The 16,918-nt window shown below is 59.1% G+C and carries 15 protein-coding genes; 8 read left to right on the forward strand and 7 right to left on the reverse strand.

What is annotated here, in order from left to right; translation table 11 throughout:
• Positions 1-12: 12 nt before the first annotated feature.
• The 3 genes from AB8B29_RS33740 to AB8B29_RS33750 form a co-directional block, all read right to left on the reverse strand.
• On the reverse strand, positions 13-420 hold the full coding sequence (locus AB8B29_RS33740; protein WP_245297516.1) for a nucleotidyltransferase family protein: 408 nt from the start codon (positions 418-420) through the stop codon (positions 13-15).
• A 4-nt stretch (positions 421-424) separates the two neighbouring features.
• Positions 425-784, reverse strand: a complete 360-nt coding sequence (locus AB8B29_RS33745; protein WP_037201208.1) for a response regulator — start codon at positions 782-784, stop codon at positions 425-427.
• 98 nt (positions 785-882) lie between these two features.
• A complete protein-coding gene (locus AB8B29_RS33750) occupies positions 883-1,185 on the reverse strand; it encodes a hypothetical protein (RefSeq protein ID WP_037201205.1) in 303 nt (100 codons plus the stop codon).
• A gap of 355 nt (positions 1,186-1,540) precedes the next feature.
• Here AB8B29_RS33750 and AB8B29_RS33755 point away from each other — a divergent pair, with 355 nt between their 5' ends.
• The 8 genes from AB8B29_RS33755 (at position 1,541) to AB8B29_RS33790 (ending at position 9,429) form a co-directional block, all read left to right on the forward strand.
• A complete protein-coding gene (locus tag AB8B29_RS33755) occupies positions 1,541-2,935 on the forward strand; it encodes an ATP-binding protein (RefSeq protein WP_439007070.1) in 1,395 nt (464 codons plus the stop codon).
• Between the two features lie 142 nt (positions 2,936-3,077).
• On the forward strand, positions 3,078-3,638 hold the full coding sequence (locus tag AB8B29_RS33760) for a TetR/AcrR family transcriptional regulator (RefSeq protein ID WP_245297517.1): 561 nt from the start codon (positions 3,078-3,080) through the stop codon (positions 3,636-3,638).
• Between the two features lie 379 nt (positions 3,639-4,017).
• Positions 4,018-4,848, forward strand: coding sequence for an alpha/beta fold hydrolase (locus AB8B29_RS33765; protein ID WP_112440924.1), 831 nt, complete (start codon positions 4,018-4,020; stop codon positions 4,846-4,848).
• Positions 4,849-4,874: 26 nt separating this feature from the next.
• The gene (locus AB8B29_RS33770; RefSeq protein ID WP_037201200.1) at positions 4,875-5,594 is read left to right on the forward strand and encodes a hypothetical protein; all 720 of its coding nucleotides are present in this window, start codon (positions 4,875-4,877) and stop codon (positions 5,592-5,594) included.
• A 187-nt stretch (positions 5,595-5,781) separates the two neighbouring features.
• Entirely contained in the window at positions 5,782-6,195 is a 414-nt protein-coding gene (locus AB8B29_RS33775; RefSeq protein ID WP_037201199.1) for a GlcG/HbpS family heme-binding protein, read from the forward strand.
• A gap of 392 nt (positions 6,196-6,587) precedes the next feature.
• Positions 6,588-7,067 carry a sigma factor-like helix-turn-helix DNA-binding protein gene (locus AB8B29_RS33780; RefSeq protein ID WP_112440922.1) on the forward strand — a complete coding sequence of 160 codons (480 nt, stop codon included), beginning with the start codon at positions 6,588-6,590 and terminating at the stop codon, positions 7,065-7,067.
• A 376-nt stretch (positions 7,068-7,443) separates the two neighbouring features.
• Positions 7,444-7,746 (forward strand): UBP-type zinc finger domain-containing protein, encoded by a 303-nt coding sequence (locus AB8B29_RS33785; RefSeq protein ID WP_081938877.1) that lies wholly within the window; start codon positions 7,444-7,446, stop codon positions 7,744-7,746.
• Between the two features lie 24 nt (positions 7,747-7,770).
• Positions 7,771-9,429: an FAD-dependent oxidoreductase gene (locus tag AB8B29_RS33790; protein ID WP_092574639.1), complete on the forward strand. Its 1,659-nt coding sequence runs from the start codon at positions 7,771-7,773 to the stop codon at positions 9,427-9,429.
• Positions 9,430-9,885: 456 nt separating this feature from the next.
• On the opposite strand, the gene AB8B29_RS33795 is transcribed toward AB8B29_RS33790, so the two are convergent.
• From AB8B29_RS33795 to AB8B29_RS33810, 4 genes are all read right to left on the reverse strand, one after another.
• Entirely contained in the window at positions 9,886-11,160 is a 1,275-nt protein-coding gene (locus AB8B29_RS33795) for a hypothetical protein (RefSeq protein ID WP_439007071.1), read from the reverse strand.
• Positions 11,161-11,310: 150 nt separating this feature from the next.
• Entirely contained in the window at positions 11,311-14,577 is a 3,267-nt protein-coding gene (locus tag AB8B29_RS33800) for an error-prone DNA polymerase (RefSeq protein WP_439007072.1), read from the reverse strand.
• Positions 14,574-16,097 carry a Y-family DNA polymerase gene (locus AB8B29_RS33805; protein WP_439007073.1) on the reverse strand — a complete coding sequence of 508 codons (1,524 nt, stop codon included), beginning with the start codon at positions 16,095-16,097 and terminating at the stop codon, positions 14,574-14,576. Before AB8B29_RS33805 ends, AB8B29_RS33800 begins: the two co-directional genes overlap by 4 nt.
• Positions 16,012-16,773: an ImuA family protein gene (locus tag AB8B29_RS33810; RefSeq protein WP_439007074.1), complete on the reverse strand. Its 762-nt coding sequence runs from the start codon at positions 16,771-16,773 to the stop codon at positions 16,012-16,014. The genes AB8B29_RS33805 and AB8B29_RS33810 overlap by 86 nt, the downstream gene beginning before the upstream one ends.
• Positions 16,774-16,918: the final 145 nt, after the last annotated feature.

Below are 16,918 nucleotides of genomic sequence, written 5' to 3' on the forward strand. Positions count from 1 at the left end.
CTTCTACAGTGCTCACGTCGAGGCTGGCTGCGGCGCAGATCTCAACTTCGATGATCGGACGCCAGACCTCTCAATGTTCTGACGGGCGCCGATATCGCCTTTCAATTCCGTCACAGAGGCCGAAAATCCGGCGATCAGTGATGACGCCATGCCGCTACCGTAATGTGGGTTGTAGACAGGCTTAACTGGGATGCCTGATAAGGTGGCAGAGATTTCGTTGTGCCGATGACCCACTACAGCAACAACTGAGCTGGCGCCGCTCCCAAACGCCGCAATTGCTGAGCGGCGAACGAGGGGAACATTGTCAAACTCTGCTTGGAGCTTGTCCTTTCCGCCCTCGCCCATTCTGCTGGCCGTTCCAGCGGCGAGCAGGACAGCCGCGACCGAAGGTAGTTTCAGAAACGTCAGCGCAATGCTCACGCCTTCAGCCTTCGATGCACTTGACGAGGTCATCTGCGAGGATCGGCTTTTGCAGTAGAGCTTGCGCTCCACCCGCAAGCGCCTTCCGGATGATGTTTTCGTCCTTCAGGGCCGTCATCATCACGATTCGCATCTCGGGGTGCTTTTTTCGAACAATGTCCAAAAGTTCGAAACCGCTCATTCCAGGCATGTTGATGTCTGACAGGAGCAAGGTGAGACCCTCTTTTTGATCGAAGTTCAGGAATGCCTCACCTGACGGGAACGGCAACGGCTCGTAACCCATTGCCTCCAGGAAGCCGCTTGTTGCCTCAAGGAGCACCTCGTCGTCATCGACGATCGCTACGGATTTCTTAACGGCAGACACTGAGTTTTCCTTTCATGGCTGCCGATGCAGCGTTGCGGCGAACGTAGGGCTTTTCCGAGCTCTCCGAAATCATACGATGGTTTGTATTTCATGTATGGCTAATGAAGCGTATTCCCGCCAACGGATACGATCCACTCGCGCGGACGCTGATGTATGACAGTTGCACCAGTCACTTCGTAACCGTCATTGTTGCGAGAACGGCTTCCGGCCCGCATGATCTTGCTTCTCTGGAACGGGGATAGAATGCCCTGAAAGACGATCTCGTCGGTGAGGTCTGGACAATGAATAGGGCTGCGCTCGTATGCGGTCTCGGAGGGCTTAGTAAAAGCCAAGCCGCTTTGGTATGCTGCAACTTTTATGGTGCCAGAAGAGCGAGCGATGGTCCCGAGATAGACATTCATAATAAAATTCCTTGGGCTGATTTGTGAATGAGCCAAAGATGCCCTGTTCCAGTCCGGCTTTCGATTGAACAGTGGTTTCGACACCCCAAACCATTGTATGGGCTGATGAAAGCTGATCGTGGGGTCTGCGTCCTCACGTCCCCGCCCTCGTTCAGAACAGAATTCTCATACCCGCGGCAGAAACCTCCCGTTGCGTGGGCTCCGCAGCGACGCCGACCTATACCGGCGTATAGGATGACTGCACCTTGGTTGCGATTGAACCATCCCTGTCATCGGGTAGCCTCTGACGTCATCACCGGTACCGTGATCGCCATTTTGAAACGGTCGCATATCGACAATGACCTGGGGGAACACAATGAACAGCTCGTCTTTCGGCGAATTCGCATTCGACCTCCAAGCTCGACAGCTCACCCATCGGGGAGAGCGCGTGCGCCTGGGGCCACGGGCGTTCGATATCTTCGCTTCGCTCGCAAGCCGCCCGGGCGAGATCATATCGAAAGACGAGATCATCAAGTCGGTATGGGGCAGCACTCATGTCGACGAGGGAGCGCTGCGCGTTCACCTGGTCGCCCTCAGAAAGGCATTCGACGACAAGGGCGCCACCGGGATCATCCAAAACGTTGCGGGGAAGGGTTACGTTTTTGCCGCCTCTGTGACGCGCAAGCCTCCCTTGGATACACCGGTGCAGCAGGCTCAGGAGGGCAACCTGCCGTGGCCAAGCCGACCTTTGGTCGGTCGCGATGCCGTTTTGGCCCGGTGGGCACATGAGCCTCACCGTTTGGCGAGCATCGTTGGCCCCGGAGGGTCTGGAAAGACCGCGGTTGCGATCGCGATTGGGAACCTCCTACGACTGAAAAAGAAGGTGTTCCTTATCGACCTAACTGAGGCTCGCGACCAAGCAGGCTTACTCTCGGCTGTAGGAAGGGCGCTACTGCAGTACTCGCGCACCACATTGACGGTCGCGAGAATCGCTGATGCGGTACGCGATGACGACATCATGCTTATTCTGGATGGCTGCGAAAACATCGTGGACGACGTCGCGACGTTCGCCGAAGCGTTTGTCGCCAGCACCGCCTCCGCCATGGTTCTCGCGACCAGTCGCGAACCACTACGCAGCCTTGGCGAACGCGTCAGGTACCTAGCCGGACTCGACCTCCCGGGAAATGACGACACGGAATGCTTGGAAGTCTCTCCCGCCCTCACTTACTTTCTAGAAGAAGCCTTGGCTGCGGGCGCTGAGATCAATACTGCTGACCCACGGACAACTAAGCTTGCTGCCAATATTGTCCGTCGATTGGATGGCCTTCCACTTGCGCTCGAACTCGCAGCGCACCGCGTAAGGGACCTTGGCATTTCTGGTCTTGACGCAGCACTACATGAGCCTCTGGCAGTTCTTCGCTTTGGCCGCCGGACTGCGCCCGAGAGACACAAGTCATTACGTGCGAATTTGGACTGGAGCTATAGGTCTTTGACTTCAGAAGAACGGGACGCGTTTTGCGCGCTTGCGGGTACTGAGGCGACTGAACCGCGCCGTCTCCGCATCGGTGATGAGGCGATGGAAGGGTTGATTTCGAAGTCGCTGCTGAAGTTTTCTTCTGGATCTCATGCCTGGTTTCTCTCTGAGGCATCGGCACAATTCGCCGCCGAATTAGTCGCGAAGCAAGATCGTGACAACTTCGGAATGCCGGGAATGCCTGGCCGCAGCCCGCATCCAACGTCTGAAATAGGCTCAGGGCCAAGGCCCAGCTGATTCAATCGGCTCAGATTCATGAACCTGCACCCCTCAATTTTCAGCTACTATTTGCTCGCGGGGCTTGAAGGCTGACGGCTGCGTCCGTATCCCCTTTTGAAAAGGGAGACGACAATTGGCAACGTCTGTGAGGGAACGGATCTTGGCGGCTGGTCTGGAGCGCTTTCACGCGCTTGGATATGATGGTTGTGGTGTCCAAGAAATTTCTGACACCGCGGGAGTTCCAAAGGGGAGCTTCTATAACCATTTCCAATCGAAGGAAGAGTTGGCGATCGCGGTGTTGGAACAATACGCGGCTTCCTCTCACCGGGAAATTCTCTTTGACGCCAACCTCGCACCCTTAGATCGGATCCGATGCCACTTCGAACTTTGCCTGGCGCGTCATCAGCAATACGGTTTTGACCGTGGTTGCTTGATTGCCAATCTAACCGCTGAGAGTTCGACGGCGGTTCCTGCTTTACAAGCGGCTCTGCGTTCGGATCTTGACAGATGGACACAGAGCTTGGCAGCAGCCGTGAAAGCAGCACAAGAAATCGGACAAGTTCGTTCCGATATCGAGGCGAGTGAACTCGCTCGATTTTTGGTGAGCAGCTGGGAAGGTTGTGAACTTCGCACGAAGCTAACCGGCGACCGTGGTCCGCTGGATGACTTCTTCAAAATGGCCTTTGTATTGCTCAGCAATGTGGGTCCACATCAACCCTAGAATCGCCCCAAAATGTTAAACGGTAGCTTGCTCATCGGTGGAGCCGTCCTGGTGGGCAAAGGAAAGTCGTTCTTTGCAATATAGGCTGCGTCCGGCAGCAGCTTGAAGCGCTGGCGCACGATAATTTGCAAGGTCAAAACTCAATAAGCGTCATCTGGACAGCCTCGCCGAGAAAATTCGGCACCTCTTTCGAATAGATTCGAATGCGCAAGCCAGGTGCCAACGCCTCCTCTTTGTTCAGCAATTTAATGGCTGCTCCCGGGTATTTCGACCTTAACATCACTTAATATGCCTTAACTCGCGTGATTGGCACCCGCCAGGCAGTATCTCCTCGGAAACACACACGGCTCGAGCCGCATCACAGAGGAAGGAATACAGCATGTCCGTCACATTAGAGACAGCACCTACCGAATACGTCGAGGCTGGGGGCATACGGTTCGCCTATCGCCGTCTTGGGCCGAAGACCGGCGTGCCGCTCGTCTTTATGCAGCACTTCACCGGAACAATGGACGCTTGGGATCCCATCGTTGCCAATTCACTTGCAGCGGATCGCCCGGTGGTGATCTTCAACAATGCTGGCGTCGGGACATCTGGCGGCAAGACGCCCGACAACGTCGTTCAGATGGCGACTGACGCTGAGAACTTCATCAACGCACTTGGCCTTGTTGAAGTCGATCTCCTTGGCTTCTCGCTCGGCGGTTTCTTGGCGCAGATCATGGCCGCCCGTTCCGCTGTCAAGGTCCGCAAAATCATCCTTGCTGGCACCGCACCAAAGGGTGGGGAAGAGCACCTCATGGAGGTCGTCGAGGACGCGTTTTCCAAGAATGCTCCTGATGTGCGCCTCCCCCTCTTCTTCCCGTCGTCAGACGCAAGCCAAGCAGCCGCGAGAGCCTTCGTTGCCCGTGCTACCGTCCGCAAGAACGATCGTGACCCCGACAGCGGCGACGACGTCAGCAATCCTCAGGCCGCTTCAATTATCGGCTGGTGCGCTGAGCAAGACCCGGACCACGCCTCCCTGAAGGCAATCAAACAGCCCGCTCTGATCGTTCACGGAAGCGACGACACTATGTTCCCGTCGATCAACGCGTACGAGATGTTCAAGAACATGAGCACGGCCACCCTGATCATCTATCCGGACTCTGGCCACGGTGCGCTGTTCCAGTACCCCGAGACCTTCGTCGCCCACGTAAAAACATTCCTGGACGCCTGATCGCTTCACATACAAGGAGAAATACCATGAACGTACTCGCACAGAAGATTATCAACGCCCACGGTGGTCTCGATCAGTGGAAAAAGTTCTCTCAGCTGTCCGCTCACCTCGTCCAAGGCGGCGCCCTTTGGACACTGAAGGGCCAGGCTGGAAAGCTTGATGAAACGAACGTCACCGTCGGTCTCGGCGATGAATGGGCATCGCACTCCCCTCTGGGTCCCGAGGCGAAAGTCACACGCTTCGAACCAGGCAAGGTCACCATCAAGGACAACGGCGGGAATATCGTCGACGAACTCGAAAGCCCTCGCGCGTCGTTCGCTGGCCACACCTTGGAAACACCCTGGTCTGAGGAGCAGCTTGCCTACTTCGCCGGGATCGCCATGTGGACCTATCTCAATATGCCGTTTCTGCTCGCGGCGCCGGGAGTTGAAACCGAAGAGCTCGGTGACTGGACGGAGAAAGGCGAGACCTGGAAGCGCCTGAAGGTGACGTTCCCGAAAGAAATCGCGACCCACAGCACCGTCCAGACGCTATACATCGATGAATCCGGTCTGCTGAAGCGTCACGACTACGACGTCGAGATCGCTGGTAACACACCCGGTGCGCATTACATCAGCGACTATACCGAAGTTCAGGGGATCAAGTTCCCGACTGTACGCCGCATCTTTCCGCGCCAGCCTGATGGACAATCGATGGCCGAGCCGTTGGTCGTTTCCATCGATCTCTCTGACATCAAACTAAGTTGATCGCCCGGCGGGCGAGGCACCGCCCTCGCCCGCCCTCAACGGTCGCACGCGGTGTTCGACCTGCAATCGGCCGCTCGTCACAAGCCGCACGAGTCATCACCCTACCCGATCTGACAATCGCGCTAACTGCACCCAGCCACCGCTGGGCGCAGTGGCGCCCCGATCCCTCAACACACTGGATAACAACATGAGTGTCGTCGACCTCTCCCTCGCCAGAGCCATGATCGAAAAAGCCGAACATGCGGCCAAACAGATCGGCGTTAAGTCCACAATCGTCATTCTCGATGGTGGTGGAGACCTGGTCGCCATGGCGCGGATGGACATGGCTTGGCCTGGAGCATTCGACTTGGCGATCGGCAAAGCCCGGACAGCCAGAGCGTTCCGAGCCCCGTCCGCCGTCTTCGTTCCGATGATCCAGCCAGGACAAGCGCTATTCGCCGTCAGCTCGGTCAATGGCGGGACTTACGTCATTCTTGGTGGGGGCATCCCGATCCTTCTCGATGGGAACGTGGCAGGAGCCGTTGGCGTAAGCGGCGGCTCAATCGATGAGGATATCGCGGTTGCTGAAGCCGCGCTGAAAGCTCTTCCAACCCCAAACTAGCAGAAGAAATCCAATGACTAGACGAGACAAGGGAGCCGATATGTCCGGTTCCCGAAGATCGACGCGGCTTCTAACTGCAAAAGAATTCGAAGATTTTGCGGCCCCTCGTTTTGATGAGGGGATTCAAAAGGAGGGGCCGCGACGCGAATGCGGATTGGAGAGCATTCGCTGTGAGGGCCTTGCCCTCACGATCAGCGGCCAGCGGGAGGGCGGATCCCGGGCGGCTGATGAGACGAGTGTATCCAATTGCGCGGCTAATTCTTTGACAATCCGATCCTGTGACTAAGCCTCCTGCCGACTCCCGGCTCAGGCGCTTCGAGAGTTGAAGCATCACCGACGCGGCGGCGAAATCATCCAATATTTGACCCCGTCCGGCGCTTAGAGAAAAACCTATGAAAAACTTTAGCGCAGCGGTCCTCCCACACCTTCCGTCGTTGAGGCGTTTTGCACGAGGCCACTGTCAGGACGTGGATGCAGCGGATGTCCTCGTGCTCACCACTCTTAAGAAATTGCGAGCTCGGTGGCTCTGGATGGCGCACTCAAATGTACGCCTCAGTGCTCTTAGGTTGATGTGTGGCCTGGTGGATGGGCAAGCGTCGCCAACACCGACCGCTGACCATTCTGAGAACTATGGGCAAAAGTTCATCGGACCAGCGATCGCTTTGTCAAAACTGGCGCCGGTCCAACGAAGCTCGATACTTCTGACTTCGGTAGAGCGGCTCCCTCATCGCGAGGCTGCGCAGGTCTTAGATATTTCGGAGGGCGAGCTTCTACGTTTGCTGCCGCAAGCGCGGGAGCAGCTCAGGCTCATTGTCGAAGCCCCATTCCGGCAAACGCTCATCAAAGGGCCTTACCTGCGGAGGGTGAAGTGACAATTCGGGTAATCACAGAAGCAGACCTTCAATGCTTCATCGATCACAGTCTCGCTCCAGAGAAAAAGACTGAAGTCGAGAACTATCTCCATGGCGATCTGAGCGCCGCTCAACGTGTGGGCGCCTATGAACGTCAGGCCGAGGCCCTTCGTCGAACGCTTGGCCCCGTCGGGACTGAAGATGTTCCCGCAAGCTTAAACACCGCACTCCATAGCGCAGGATATCAACTGCCGCGACAGACAGCGCTCGTCCTTGGCGTGGTGGCAGGCATTTTTATCGGGGCCTTAGCCGGGTGGAGCTCCCGCGCGTTGCTAGAAGCAGGCACTTCGGTACAATCCCCCGGTCATTTACAACAGCCAATCGGATGGAGCTCCCGATGAGTACGTGCACCCATAGATCTAGCGTACACAGAGTGAAACCTCGCACATTGGGCTGCGAGGAATGCCTGGAGATTGGACAAGGCTGGGTACACCTCAGGCTCTGCCGGGAATGCGGTCATGTCGGATGTTGCGATGACTCCGTCGGTCACCATGCTACCAAGCATTTTCAGGAGACCGGCCACCCCATAATCGAGGGCTACGATCCTCCCGAAGGTTGGGGATGGTGCTTTGTCGACGAGACAATCGTCGAACTCCCCGACCAGACACCACATCCGGGACCTATTCCCAAATTCTATTGAAGCCGGACCGGCTGGAGCATTCTCATGGCAATTTCGAATAATCGCGCGGAACAGATGTTCCCAGTCCTAAGTGCTAGCCAGATGATATCCGCCCGCAGGTTCGCCAGCGGAGAACCTCGCCACTTCTATGCAGGTGAGATGGTGGTAGATTTCGGCGAAAAAGACGCGCCGGTCTGGCTCGTGCTTGAAGGAAGCTTGGACGTCTTTCGCCACGACGGCCTTGCCCATGAACTAAATGTGGTGACCTATTCGTCCGGCCAGTTCACAGGCGAGGTCAGTCAACTGGCAGGTCGACCTTCATTGTTGAGAGGTGTCGCGGGTGCGGAGGGATGCATTGCGCTACCCTACGACGGATCACACCTCCGGGCGTTGGTTATCGGTTCAGCCGACATTGGCGAATTGGTGATGCGAGCCTTTATCCTTCGTCGCGTTGCTTTGATCGACAACGGAGGGGCTGGTTCGATCCTAATTGGCACCCCTGGGAGCCCCGCCATCACTCGTCTGCAGGGATTTCTTACGCGCAGCGGCTATCCCCACTTGGTTCTCGACGCCTCAGCAGACGAGAGTGGTCGAGACCTCGTCAAAAAGCTTGGCATCTCGGCCAACGAGTTGCCTATCATGGTTTGCCCTAGCGGCAATGTGCTCAACAATCCAAGCAATCAGGAAGCCGCTCTTTGCCTTGGGATCACACCGGACATCAACACAGACGTTGTGTATGACGTCGCAGTCGTCGGGGCGGGTCCCGCTGGATTGGCTACATCGGTCTACGCCGCCTCCGAAGGCTTGAAAGTGATAGTGCTAGATGAACGAGCTGTTGGCGGCCAAGCCGGGGCGTCGGCTCGAATCGAGAACTACCTTGGCTTTCCAACGGGAATATCGGGACAAGCTCTTGCTGGCAGAGCGTTCAACCAAGCCCTCAAGTTTGGTGCAGAGATCGCGCTGCCAATCGAAGTTCGAAAATTTGTGCCCGCATCGGATGGTTATCACTCCTTGGAACTGGATGACGGTCGGTCCGTTCGGGCCAAAACTGTCGTAATCGCGTCAGGTGCTCGGTACCGCCGACCAGCCGTCGCGGACATTGATAAATTCGAGGGATCGGGGATTTCCTACTGGGCCACATCTGTTGAAGCCCGCCTCTGCCAAGGTGAAGAGATCGCGCTTGTTGGCGGCGGCAATTCCGCAGGACAGGCGGTCGCCTACCTCGCGCCGCAGGTAAAGAAACTGCACCTCGTTGCCCGCCGCCCCCTGGAAGAGACAATGTCTCAGTATCTGGTGGACCGCATAGGGCAGCTACCAAATGTCGAAATCCATATGGGCTGCGAGATCGACGCTGTATCTGGCGACACCCGCTCTGAGCTTTCTGGAGCAGTCGTCAGGAACAACGCGACGGGTGAAAAGCGAGATCTCGAGCTGCGGCATATGTTTCTTTTTATCGGAGCAGACCCCAATGCCGCGTGGCTCGTCGAGCATGTGAAGCGGGATCGGTCGGGTTTCATTGTGACAGGCCCTGACGCAAGCCGCGGTTCCGACGCGGACATGCGATCATCTCTTGAAACCAGTCTAAGGAATCTATTCGCGATCGGAGATGTTCGTTCAGGTTCCACGAAACGTGTGGCTGCGGCAGTCGGTGAGGGTGCCGCGGTGGTTGCCCAGATCCACGCTGCGCTAAGGGCATCCGCCTAACCGTCGCCCTTGGCCAGGATCACGTCTGAAGCCGTTGGTCACCGAATGCATAGCGATCGCACACCCGCTTCATCGATCTTAATGAAGGCGTTTGGCACGAAGCGCCTTGGCAACCCGACTAACGCATATACGCTACGCGGTGCGCTACCGTCATGATCGCAGCTCTGACTTTAAGAAGACCGTTGCACAGTTCGCAGAACAGTGCTGCAGCTTCGAGACCTTTTTTCTGACCGATGATTTTAAACAAGCGAGACCGGCTGTGACCCGGAGCCGAAGGTTGAACCCTCTTAAATAGGGCGCAACTTATTGATTTTCATTCGTAAATGGATGTAGAGGTGGTGCCACGATCGGCGTAAGTCTTGACTCCATTTTTTGATATCTTCAACGTTTTCAGTTCGTTATCGCGGATTCCGCTGGGGTCTATCCTTGCATGCTTTTTCACATCCACCATACGGATCAGCTTTGAGGGCAGCGCAGCCAATAGCGTTTGAAGGCGGACGGCCCACTGTCGTAGGAAGGAGGCTCCCCCCATGTGTTCTTCGGGCTTTCGACAAGCGTATCATCGTCGATCGGAACAAGCGTAAGCGGCAACGCTGCGGACAACGCCGTTTGGCGGTACCAGCCGATGGCAGTCTGTTGAAGGCGTTTGGCGACTGCGTCGCGTTCCGCGGCAGGTGGAATGCGCAAACGCTCGGGGTGTTCTTTGACCTCGACCATTGGATCGTGGAGCGCCACTCGCATGAGCTCGCCGTCACCGGCGAGCCGCAACTCGAATTCATCCTGCGAAGCCGGTACGGGCCGGTCGTAATCTGAAGTCGTGTCGATGACATGGGCGGTCAGGATCGGCAAAGGCTGATGGTTCGCTTGCATGTCGACACGACGGATTTGGCACAGTTCGGCGACGGTCTTGTCTCGTACCTTGGATTTGGCGAGTTCGTCGACCAAGGTCCAACTGCCCTGCATCTTGCTGACAAATGGAACAGATCCATCGGAACCGTAGGACAAAAACCCGGCTTGCTGAGCCATTGTCTTTACGATCGTGTTCACGATCTGGATATTCCGCGCACTTCTCGCACCGTCCTCGGGCTCACCAGGACACCGCACCCAGAAGCTTGCGCTCGATGGGACCGCTGTATTCTGAAAACCAATGACATCGTCATTCAACGGAAAAGCCACACCTTGCTGCACACTCCTCTGCATGACCAAGCCACGCTGAAGTTTCGCAACGTCTGCATCCGGAGAATTGTCAAGGCCGAGAGCCCGCATCTCGTCTTGAACATTGGCGATCCAATAAAACGCTGCCCCGACAGATAGCCGCAATTCAAACCGCCTGGAGCCTTCCCTGCCGATCCGACCTTCAAAGATCGGATAAGCCGGATCCGTCTGCTTGATGCTAACCCGGTTGAACGAGCACCACTGCTTTAGTTTGTCCGCGGGTATATCGCCCGCGAAAGCCTCCGACGACAACACGGTCCAGTCGCCGGGCAAGATCTTGATGAGAGTTTGCGGGCTCAGATCCGCCCCAAAGCTAAATGCCCGCACCAGCGCGTCTGTTGCGGATTGTACTCTTTCGCCGACGGTTCCCGCGCCAGCCTTTATTGGCGAGGCAGGTGCATTCTGCGCCCGCAGCGACGATGATGCGATCGCGAAGCAAACAAGTCCAACCAACACGGCAAGCGTGATGCTGCTCGGCTTGCAGCCACAAGATCTGCAACTAACTTTCGGCGACATGTCCCACCAATCCATCATTGCAATAGTGGCGAGTGATAGCCGCTGGGCATTAACAGTTCGGCTCACTCGCTCGTCAAATTTAAATAACTCTCCGAGTGCGGCAATCGGCACTCTTGATGGGATCGAAACGTGCGACCACTCCGCCGCCAACTACCTAAAATCCCGCGTCTTCACCTTGATCGCATCCAAATGCAGATAAGCATCCACGACGTCCCGCGCACGCGGCCCCTTCGGAAACCCGCGCGGATCCGGCACAGGCGACCCATGATGAAACTCATCCCCACGCCCATGCGGCAACGGAAAGACGGCATCCCGATCCCCAACACTTGCCAGTTCCCCCGACAGATCAGCCAGCCGATGTGCGACCAGATGCACGACCTCCCCTTCCCGCTGGATGCGGCCATGGACACCGATCATGCCGGCACCGAGCACGACACGGCGATATTTTTCGAAGGTCTTTAGCCAGACGACGAGGTTGGCAATACCGGTCTCATCCTCGATGGTGATGAACATCACCCCCTTGGCGGACCCCGGCCGCTGGCGAACGAGCACGAGGCCGGCGGCCTCGAGCCACGTGCCATCGCTGGCCTGCATCGCCTCACGGCAGGTGACGATACGGCGCCTGGCCAGATCGGTGCGCAGGAATGAGAGGGGATGGTTGCGCAGGGTCAATCCGACATGGCCGTAATCCTCGACCACCTCGCCGCCTGATGTCATGGGTCTCAATGCCACTGTTGGCTCATCAAGCTCCGGAACGGTCTCGTTTTCGCGTGCGGATGCGGCCGCAAACAGCGGTAGCGGTTCGTCACGCAATGCCTTGATCGCCCAGAGCGCCTCGCGCCGGGCAAGCTTTAGCGATGGCTGGAAGGCATCGGCTTCGGCGAGTTCAACGAGCGAGGCGGCCGGCACGCCGGCGCGGTGCCAGAGATCGTCAACCGAGGCGAACGGCTGGTCGGCACGGGCCGCAACGATTGCGGCGGCGTCTGCATTGGCGAGCCCCTTGACCATCCGCAGGCCAAGCCGGACGGCAAATCGGCTGTCGTCACCCGTCGGCTCAAGCGTGCAATCCCAGCGGCTGGCGTTGACACAGACCGGGCGGACCTCGACGCCATGATCGCGCGCATCGCGAACGATCTGGGCCGGCGCATAAAAGCCCATCGGCTGGGCATTGAGCAAAGCGGCGCAGAAGACGTCGGGATGCCAGCATTTCAGCCAGGAGGAGGCATAGGCGATCAGGGCGAAGGAGGCGGCATGGCTTTCCGGGAAACCGTAGCTGCCAAACCCTTCGAGCTGCTTGAAGGTCTTTTCGGCAAACTCCTGCTCGTAGCCGTTCGCCACCATGCCGGAGATGAGTTTCTGGCCGAACTTGGAAACGCCGCCAGTATGCTTGAAGGTCGCCATGGCCCGGCGCAACTGATCGGCCTCGCCCGGCGTGAAGCCGGCGCATTCGATTGCCACCCGCATCGCCTGTTCCTGGAACAGCGGCACGCCGAGCGTCTTGCCAAGCACCTTCTCCAGCTCGGGCTTGGGATAGACGACCTTCTCCTTGCCCTCCCGGCGCCGGAGATAGGGATGCACCATGTCGCCCTGGATCGGACCGGGGCGGACGATCGCCACTTCGATGACGAGATCATAGAAGGTGCGCGGCTTGATCCGCGGCAGCATAGACATCTGCGCCCGGCTTTCGATCTGGAAAGTGCCAAGCGTGTCGGCCTTCCTGATCATCGCATAGGTGCGAGGATCCTCGGGCGGGATGGTGGCAAGATCGAGAGTGATGCCCTTATGCTCGGCCAGCAGATTAAAGCCCCGTTTCATGCAGGAGAGCATGCCGAGCGCCAGGCAATCGACCTTCATGAACTTCAGGATGTCGATATCGTCCTTGTCCCACTCGATCACTTGCCGATCGGCCATGGCCGCAGGCTCGATCGGCACGAGCTCGTCGAGCCGGTCACGGGTCAGAACGAAGCCGCCCGGGTGCTGGGAGAGATGCCGCGGGGCACCCATCAGCTGCCGGGCAAGTTTTAGCGTCAGTCGCAGGCGCCGATCGCCAAGATTGAGATTGAGCTCCTTGGCATGCTGTTCGCCAACGTCCTCGCCCCAGCCCCAGACATTGGAGGAGAGCATCTTTGTCATGTCCTCCGGCAGGCCGAGTGCCTTGCCGACATCGCGCACCGCTCCTTTCGATCGATAGCGAATGACGGTCGAACAGAGGGCGGCATGATCGCGGCCATAGGTCTCGAATACCCATTGCATGACGATCTCGCGCCGCTCGTGCTCGAAATCGACATCGATGTCCGGCGGCTCGCGCCGCTCCTCGGAGACGAAGCGCTCGAACAGCAGGTCGTTGATATCAGGGTCGATCGAGGTGATGCCGAGCACATAACAGACAGACGAATTGGCAGCCGAACCCCTGCCCTGGCAGAGAATGTCTTTTGAGCGGGCAAAGCGGACGATCGAGTTCACCGTCAGGAAGTACGGCGCATATTCGAGCTTCTCGATCAGCCGCAATTCGTGCTCGAGGTTTTTGCGCACCTTGTCCGGCAAACCCTCCGGATAACGCCAGGCGGCCCCTTCCCACGTCAATTGCTCCAATGTCTGCTGCGGCGTCAGGTCCGGATGGGCGCGCTCCTCCGGATATTGATAGGCGAGTTCGTCGAGCGAGAAGCGACAGCGCTCCATGATTTCGACGGTGCGGGCGAGCGCTTCCGGATAGCGGCCAAACAGCCGCACCATTTCTTCCGGCGGCTTCAGATAGCGGTCGGCATGCCGCTCCCGCCGAAACCCGGCATCGTCGATGGTGACGGTGTGGCGAATGCAGGTGACGACATCCTGCAGAATGCGACGCTCGGGAATGTGAAACAGCACGTCGTTGGTGACGACAGTCGCAACACCCATGGCCGCTGCCATGTTCGACAGCTCGTGAAGACGCATCTGGTCGTTCGGCCGGCGGCGCAGCGTCAGCGCCAGATAGGCGCGATCGCCGAAGGTTTTTCGCAGGCGGCGCAGGTTAAGGGCACAGGTCTCATCGGCCTGGTCCGGCAGGAGGACCACAATCAGCCCCTCGCCATAGGCGACGAGGTCAGCCCAATCCAGCCGACATTTCGCCTTGCCGCCACGTTTCTTGCCAAGCGACAGCAGCCGGCAAAGCCTGGCATAGGCGGGTCGATCCGTGGGATAGACGAGCACCGACAGGCCGCCCTCGAGATCCAGGCGGCAACCGACGATCAGCCGGACGCCGGTGTCCTTGGCCGCCTGATGGGCGCGGACAATGCCGGCGAGACTGTTGCGGTCGACGATCGCCAGGGCCTCGATACCGAGCTCGGCCGCCTGCGCGAACAGCTCCTCACAGGAGGAGGCGCCGCGCAGGAAGGAAAAATGCGAGGTCACCTGCAATTCGGTATATCTCAGGCTCGTCATCCGAATATCCCGTGCAGGAACCATTGGTGACTGCCGGTCTCCCCATGCTCGCCGTCGCCGGACCGGAAAATCCAATAACGCTCGCCGGCATCGTCCTCGACCTGGAAATAGTCACGGACGGCTGCAAGCTCCGCATCGCGTTTCCACCACTCGCCAAAGACGCGCTCAGGCCCATCGGCGCGCCTGACCCACCGGCGGATGCCGCGCCAGGTAAAACTGACCGGCGGGTGATCCGGCAAGAGCGCCATGGTCTCGATCAATTCCGGATGCGGCAACAGGCGCGTTGGCCGCGGCCAATGATCCGGCCAGGTCTCGCCCTTGTCCGGGGTCATCGGCGCCACGCGGGTAACGGAGCGTTCGGGCACATCGCTGGCAACGGGCGCAAGGCGATAGAGCCGGCGCTCACCGATACGGTTGCCAAGGATGTCGATCAACCCGGACACATCGGCTTGCGGTTCTTCAACCAGCGAGGAGATTACCTGGCGTTCGATGAGTTGCTCGGCATGGGTTGCCGTCAGCGACATGATCTCGATGCCAAAGCCGGGATCGATGGTCTCGATCCGGTCGGTGAGCAGTCGCGTCAGTCGCTTGAGGTCACGAACCGGCGTCGCGGTTCCCACGCGGATCGCCTGGTAGGAGCTGTCGACCCGGTGAAACAGCAGATCGATGCGGCGGGCGCCGAGACCTTTTTCTTCCAGCGCGCGACAGAGCTGGTCCACGAGCTTGGCGGTATAGCGCGCAATCGTCTCGGCCGCCGCGATCGGCTCGCCGAAAGACCGGCGGACCTCAACCAGTTCCGGCGTGCGCACCGGATCGATCGGCTCGGTGACCCGCCCCACCACCTGGTCGAGACGGCGGCCGAGCTCCGGCCCGAAGCGAAGGGTGAGCGGCGCACGCGGCTGGCTTGCCAGCTCGCCGATCGTGTTGAACCCGAGAACGCGAAGACCGGCGACAATAGTGGGATCGAGCCGAAGCGCTGCGATCGGCAGATTTTCGACAGCGTCGGCCTGAGCGCCCGTGGGAATGACAAGTGTCGGATCTGTCAGAAACCGGGCACAGGCATGGGCAGCACCCCAGCTGTCTGCAACCGCCGCCCGCGCGAAAATGCCGGAGGCGAAGAAGCGGTTGACCATGCCCGACAGCATCAGCGCCTCGCCGCCATGCAGATGATCGGCGCCTGTGGTGTCGATCACCAGCCCATCAGGCGGATCGGCGGCGACGATCGGCGCATAGCGCTGCAAGGCCCAGAGCGCCAGGCGGTCGAGTGCCTCGGCGTCGGCGGCCGGATCCGCATCCATGACGACGAGGTCCGCGACGAGTGCCTGCGCCTTGGTCGCCGGCATGCCAATGCGCAAGCCGGCTGCCATCGCAGCCGCGTTCGCCGCCAGAACGACGCGCCGGCGCTGCTCGCGGCCGATCAGGACGAGCGGCGTCTCAGGCGGAGGTGCTGCGTCGCCCAGTTTCCGTCTGAGGCGATCCGTGGACCAGCTCGGAAGGAAGAGCGATACGACCCTTGGCATCGGGGGCCTCCACTTCAAAATCGGCACTGTCTCCGGCGCGACATCGGATGAGCTCGAGCAACCAGCGGGCACGACCAACGCCTGGGACGGGCAAGGGGGAGGATGGCAAGACAGAAACCCGCCAGCGGGTGACGGAGGCCGTCGGCTGGCCGAAATCGGAGGCCTCGGTCTGTCGGCGCCAGCGGCGGATGGCAATGCCGATGGTGCCGGAACGTTCGGCCGCGAGCTGCAGCCGGCGCGAGGCGGTCATCGACAGCCGCGCCAGCTCACCGACGACGACACCGAGGCCACCGTGTCGGAGGCCCTCTTCCATGCAGGAGAGCAATGATTTCTCGTCACCGGCCTCGACATAGATAACGCGTCCGGGCAGCAGCCCCACCTGGGCCAGCGCCGGCGCGAACAGGTCCGGCCGTGTCACGCACCAGAGCACCTGGCCCTTCGAGCGGGCGGCAATTGCCGCGGCGAACAGGGCTGCTGCCGCGCCGTCGATGGCGCCGTTGCCACCGCCGGCGACTTCATGCAGGGCTGCGAGCGCCAGCCCTCCTCCCGGAAGCCGGCTGTCGATATCCGTCACACCGAATGGCAAAACCTCTCGCACACGGCCGCTTGGACCTTCGAGCCGCTGGATGCGGTCTCGAAGCTCGGCGACGACGGAACTGACGGCAGGTTCGGGCATTTTGGACAGATAGGCTCCTCAGGGGTTTGCAATATGGCGCTTGGCTGATATGTTCTCTATTTGTTCCTTATCGGGTCATGAGTCAATCGGGAGAGTAAAAGAGGCGGCGGCGTCAGTGATCGGGGAACGGGCAAGGTCGGAGTCT

The sequence above is a fragment of the Rhizobium sp. 11_C7_N12_5 genome (genome assembly GCF_051811145.1).
Classification (GTDB): Bacteria; Pseudomonadota; Alphaproteobacteria; order Rhizobiales; family Rhizobiaceae; genus Rhizobium; species Rhizobium lusitanum.

Bases quoted from the DNA above. Each gene is read 5' to 3' on its own strand.
- AB8B29_RS33800 (WP_439007072.1), bottom strand. From the start codon at position 14,577: ATGACGAGCCTGAGATATACCGAATTGCAGGTGACCTCGCATTTTTCC.
- AB8B29_RS33780 (WP_112440922.1), top strand. From the start codon at position 6,588: ATGAAAAACTTTAGCGCAGCGGTCCTCCCACACCTTCCGTCGTTGAGG.
- AB8B29_RS33805 (WP_439007073.1), bottom strand. From the start codon at position 16,097: ATGCCAAGGGTCGTATCGCTCTTCCTTCCGAGCTGGTCCACGGATCGC.
- AB8B29_RS33810 (WP_439007074.1), bottom strand. From the start codon at position 16,773: ATGCCCGAACCTGCCGTCAGTTCCGTCGTCGCCGAGCTTCGAGACCGC.
- AB8B29_RS33785 (WP_081938877.1), top strand. From the start codon at position 7,444: ATGAGTACGTGCACCCATAGATCTAGCGTACACAGAGTGAAACCTCGC.
- AB8B29_RS33765 (WP_112440924.1), top strand. From the start codon at position 4,018: ATGTCCGTCACATTAGAGACAGCACCTACCGAATACGTCGAGGCTGGG.
- AB8B29_RS33795 (WP_439007071.1), bottom strand. From the start codon at position 11,160: ATGTCGCCGAAAGTTAGTTGCAGATCTTGTGGCTGCAAGCCGAGCAGC.
- AB8B29_RS33770 (WP_037201200.1), top strand. From the start codon at position 4,875: ATGAACGTACTCGCACAGAAGATTATCAACGCCCACGGTGGTCTCGAT.
- AB8B29_RS33750 (WP_037201205.1), bottom strand. From the start codon at position 1,185: ATGAATGTCTATCTCGGGACCATCGCTCGCTCTTCTGGCACCATAAAA.
- AB8B29_RS33755 (WP_439007070.1), top strand. From the start codon at position 1,541: ATGAACAGCTCGTCTTTCGGCGAATTCGCATTCGACCTCCAAGCTCGA.
- AB8B29_RS33790 (WP_092574639.1), top strand. From the start codon at position 7,771: ATGGCAATTTCGAATAATCGCGCGGAACAGATGTTCCCAGTCCTAAGT.
- AB8B29_RS33775 (WP_037201199.1), top strand. From the start codon at position 5,782: ATGAGTGTCGTCGACCTCTCCCTCGCCAGAGCCATGATCGAAAAAGCC.